Source organism: Caballeronia choica (assembly GCF_001544535.1).
GTDB classification, from domain to species: Bacteria; Pseudomonadota; Gammaproteobacteria; order Burkholderiales; family Burkholderiaceae; genus Caballeronia; species Caballeronia choica.
The window spans coordinates 1-4,505 of the sequence record NZ_FCON02000310.1; the positions used below are offsets into that span (position 1 = coordinate 1).

A 4,505-nucleotide genomic window follows, 5' to 3' on the forward strand; every position below is an offset into this window, starting at 1 on the left:
CTTTTCATGGGCGTCCTCGTAAGAGCTATCGCTCAAGCATAGAGCATGTGTCCGCAAAATTCCTGACTTATGAGTAAGTGCGCCGAACGCGAGCATCGCCTCGATGGAGCGATTCTTGGGTGCCCACGATCTTTGAGCGAGGTGCCTGACTTGCGCCCGGTCGGAAATTGTTTCGAGCAGGCTGCGTGCGGCCTTTTGATCGCCGAGATCAACGGTACGATCCTCCGGGTCAATCCCGTCTTTTGCCATTGGCTAGGCTACGATCTGCACGAGCTCGTCGGCGTACGCAAGGTATCCGACCTTCTGACGGTTGGCGGAAAGTTGTTCCAGCAAACGCACTGGGGACCGCTGCTTGAGATTCAGCGATCCGTTGCGGAACTAAAGCTCGAAATCCTCAGCCGCGACCGCCGCCGCATTCCCATGCTGCTCAACGTTCGCCGTGTTGAAAGCGGAAGCGACGCCTTTGACCACTTCGCTTTTATGATCCTTTCAGACCGTCACAAATTCGAACAAGAGCTGGTCAAGGCGAGGAACAATGCGGAACGCGCTCTCCAAGCACGACGCGGGGTAGAGGAAGAACTGCGGAGAGCGGACCGGCAGAAAGACGAATTTCTGGCGACGCTCGCCCATGAGCTACGCAACCCGCTTGCTCCCATGCGCAGCGTGGTTGATCTACTGAGGGCTGAAGGACTGGACGGGGGGGCAGGTAGGGTGGGCGTACGGCGTGCTCGATCGGCAATTGGACCAGCTGTCACATCTTGTGGACGATCTCCTCGATGTCGGGCGCTTCAAAGAGGGAAGAATTGAACTGCGGCTGGCGCAGGTGGACCTCGCCGGTGCAATGCATGTTGCCGTCGAAGGATCCGGGCCGAGAATAAGCGCAGCAAGGCACCGATTGGTCATATCTGTCCCGTCAGAGCCGGTGCTAGTTGAAGCAGATCCGACAAGGCTGTCCCAGATCATGCAAAACTTGTTAAATAACGCGGCGAAATACACGCCGCCAGGCAGAGACATTTGGTTTTCGGGGCATCGCGACGAAAACGAGGCCATCATTGTTGTCCGTGACTCCGGTATCGGCATTCCCGCCGAGGATCTGCCGTCCATTTTCGGTTTGTTCCAACAACTGCCCGGTGGAAAGCAATATTCGCAGGGCGGACTTGGTGTCGGGTTGGCGCTGGTCAGATTGCTCACGCAACTTCACGGAGGAACGGTCTCGGCGCACAGCGCGGGAGTTGGCCAGGGCAGCGAGTTCATCGTACGACTGCCACTCTCTGTCGCGCTTCCGGCCCATGTCGATGTGCCGCCTGCGCCCGCCTTCCGATCGCGGGCCCGCCGCATCTTGGTTGTCGACGACAATGCAGACGCGGCGGAAAGCCTCGCTATGCTGCTTGAATTAGAAGGTAACACCGTCTGGCGTGCACTTGATGCAAAAGCCGCCCTGCAGGTCGCTCGTGAGCAGGAGTTTGACGTGGCGCTTCTCGACATAGGGTTACAGGACATGTGCGGATATGAGCTAGCTAACCGCATGCGAGCAGTGATCCATGGAACTCCGCTGCTGCTTATCGCCATCACAGGCTGGGGCCAGCAGGAAGATCTTCGGAAAGCGAAGGCTGCCGGTTTCGACTTTCATTTTACGAAACCCGTCGACGTAGTCCAGTTGCTGGCCGCTATAAGCACTCGCTGTTGACCTCCTCCAACCACGCCTACCTACAAGTGAATGGGATCCACCGCGCGTACCACGGTTCGCTCCCGGACTACATTACTCATTTAATGCGTGCAGCGAACTCTTGCTGTTTCGAAGTGAAGAGACATCATCAGTAAAAATCGTCTCAACCTCTCTCAACCGGCCCCTTAAAAACCGCATCGTTGATAACGGGAGTTAATCAAGGATGCCGTTTCTCGAGGGCCTTACTTGTCAAAGCAAAATTGAAATGTCGTACCGCCGGCTAAGTACAGATGTCGTGTTTTTGGTTGGTTGTGAAAGCTGTCTTCAACGGTTTGAATTCACGTAGTGTTGAAGGACGGCCCTGATCGGACAGGGGCGTGTCAGACCGTTTAGCGAGTGCGAGCAGACCGCTGGCCAGGTTTTGAAGGCGTCTTCGACTGCTGCGCGACCTGCGCGATTGCCAAGTCCAGATCGGCTCGGGTGAATGCGCGCGACTTCTTCGTGCCGGGCAACGGCTTGGGTGTGCGTACCGGCGCACCTCGATTTGTGCGAGACGGCGAGCCTGAGATCCGACGGTTATCCCGTTGCGCCTGTAGCGCTCGCGCGACCTGCAACGCATGACCAAGACGCTTGTTCTCGATTATCGCGCCTTGGTCGATGTCTGCGAGCTTGTCATACGGCACGGCATGCAGGACGCTGCTGTCAATCGAACTAAAAATGTAACCCCCTCGGTCGCCGGAAACCCACACCAATCAACGCACCACCCCATCGAGAGTTGCAGCTTTATGTCACTTTCAAGAGAGTGAACCAAACCGTGGGAGGTCAATTCACGCCGCTCGGCGCGTACTCGGCGAGTTTGCAGCTCCAGAAGTCTTGGTCAACACGGCAAGTTTCTTAACCGAGAACTCTTCGTTGAGAACAGCAACTCTGACCTATGCCAGGCAGTGCGCTCCCTCGTCCGTCCATCGCATTTGTTGCTTCTTCGCCATGCGATGGCTGACCACCAGGTTCACCGCGGACTCGGCAATGCTGCTGCTGATCGGTAGCCCCTTGTGATAGCGCGTGCCATAGTTCACGAGCGTACCGGCGTTGTTTTGGATGTAGAAGTACAGGCGGCGCAGGTTCCAGTACAACGTCGAGTGCTCATAGCCTTCCTTCGCCAACAGCGTGGCATCCAGGGCCTTGATGCGGGACACCGATTGCCGGCCCTTTCCATGCCAAACCAGCCACTTGGCGTGATCGATCTCTGTCTCTACAGCGATTCGCTCGTGGGGCTCCATGGTCTGGCTTCCTAACACCGAGTTCTTGGCAGCCTTGAACTTCATCGCGATGTGAAACCAGTCCAGTATCCTTCCCCTGGCGAGCTGGCTGCCGTCCACAGCCTTGCCGAATTCGCCAGCGTCATCGCTGATCACGGTGACTCGCTCGTCTGGAGCCACGCCGCTTGCAAAGAGAAATTGGTCCAGCCGCGCGGGCGCCGATGGCACCAGCTTATGCACGTACGCGTAGAGACGCGGGGTGCGATCAGCAAGAGTTGCCCGGCCCGCAACGATGTTGACATGTCGATCCCGCGTCAACTTCTGCGCCCAAGGCGATTTCAGCTCCGCAAGGTTGCGCGCCGCCTTGCGGCTCTTGGGGCTGCTGCTGAAGCTCAGCCACGCCGAGTCGACGCTCACGCAGCCGACGGTGGTCGATTCGCGAGCCTGCTCTGCGCTGACCGCTTTTGGTCCAGACGCGATATCGCGCTCGATCTGCGCGTCCAGCGCGCTACCGACGGCGAGGATTCGACGGCGAGTACTACCGAAGGAAATCCCTTTGTCCAGCGGAAGGACCTCTCGAAGCAGCTCAGTGGTCTGACGGTAGGGTAGATGTGCGGCCCACTTGGCCTGCAGGTACTCCAATTCCGGAGTCACACGCTGGTGAATGGCTTTGCACAGCGGACTCACGGAGCGGCGCGGTTGCCCTTGTTCTGCCGCGCAGTTGCACGCCCACAGCCTCGGACTCGGCACGTCGACCTTGCCAAACACGGTTCGCAGCACGATCGACCGGGCGTCCTTGTGCGCCAGCATCGAGCCACAACGGTGGCAAGCCAATTGGCTCTCCATCCACCTGGCAGTCTGCTCCGATACCAGTAACGATTGAACCTCGGCGAGCAAGGCGCGACCTTCGGCAAGTGTGAGTCCCAGGTCGGCGACGCTGCGGTCTTTTCGTTCCACCACAGCAACAATCGTCGCTTCAGGCTCACTCGTTTCTTCACCCTCCAGGCGGGCCTCGATGATCAGTCGCATAGCAACTCCGATCGGTTGGCAACGTCGCCAGCGTAGCTGATACGGCCAGTCTGCCGGGCGGGCTCGCTGAGATTTTTTCGTTAGAAACTTCGCAGATTCCAAGCACCGTATCCCATCGGGTCCGGCACCGTCACGCCGTCTATGACGGCGGTCAAGTCGACGGAAATTACCTCCCATGATTTGGTTCACTCTCTTCTACGGCGCTCGATATCGCCGACATTAACGACGCCATTACGAAAGTCAGTGCAAAAGCGATGAGGGAACGGGGGGCGGCTGCGCCGCCCCAACCCCGAAAACCTTAAAAGGCCAGTTCAAAAAGCCCGCTCAGTTCGGCTAAGGATGTTCCAGCAGACGAGTGAGCAGGCTAGTTTGATGAACGCTTCATGAATGTCAGATCGGCGTTCGAAGCGAATACGAAGACGACGGAAACCATGGAGCCACGAATGAGTCCGTTCGACGACCCAACGAAACTTGCCCAGGCCGCTGCCGTGTTCGGTGCGGCGCCTGGCGATGACCGGTCTGATGCCACGCTCGCGAAGTCGGCGGCGATG

At 58.2% G+C, this 4,505-nt stretch carries 5 protein-coding genes; 2 read left to right on the forward strand and 3 right to left on the reverse strand.

Annotated features, from left to right (window positions below; genetic code table 11):
- On the reverse strand, positions 1 to 249 hold a 249-nt coding region (locus AWB68_RS50410), incomplete at its 3' end, for a hypothetical protein (RefSeq protein WP_235028836.1).
- Here AWB68_RS50410 and AWB68_RS50415 point away from each other — a divergent pair.
- A complete protein-coding gene (locus tag AWB68_RS50415; RefSeq protein WP_235028835.1) occupies positions 142 to 807 on the forward strand; it encodes a histidine kinase dimerization/phospho-acceptor domain-containing protein in 666 nt (221 codons plus the stop codon). The two genes, AWB68_RS50410 and AWB68_RS50415, sit on opposite strands and share 108 nt — an antisense overlap.
- Positions 725 to 1,687 carry a hybrid sensor histidine kinase/response regulator gene (locus AWB68_RS50420; RefSeq protein ID WP_235028834.1) on the forward strand — a complete coding sequence of 321 codons (963 nt, stop codon included), beginning with the start codon at positions 725 to 727 and terminating at the stop codon, positions 1,685 to 1,687. Before AWB68_RS50415 ends, AWB68_RS50420 begins: the two co-directional genes overlap by 83 nt.
- Before the next feature lie 911 nt (positions 1,688 to 2,598).
- On the opposite strand, the gene AWB68_RS42970 is transcribed toward AWB68_RS50420, so the two are convergent.
- Together AWB68_RS42970 and AWB68_RS42980 are read right to left on the reverse strand one after the other, a co-directional pair.
- Positions 2,599 to 3,954 (reverse strand): ISKra4 family transposase, encoded by a 1,356-nt coding sequence (locus AWB68_RS42970; protein WP_160110183.1) that lies wholly within the window; start codon positions 3,952 to 3,954, stop codon positions 2,599 to 2,601.
- A gap of 311 nt (positions 3,955 to 4,265) precedes the next feature.
- Positions 4,266 to 4,505, reverse strand: a 240-nt coding sequence (locus AWB68_RS42980; RefSeq protein WP_143282038.1) for a transposase, incomplete at its 5' end; no start/stop codon positions are given.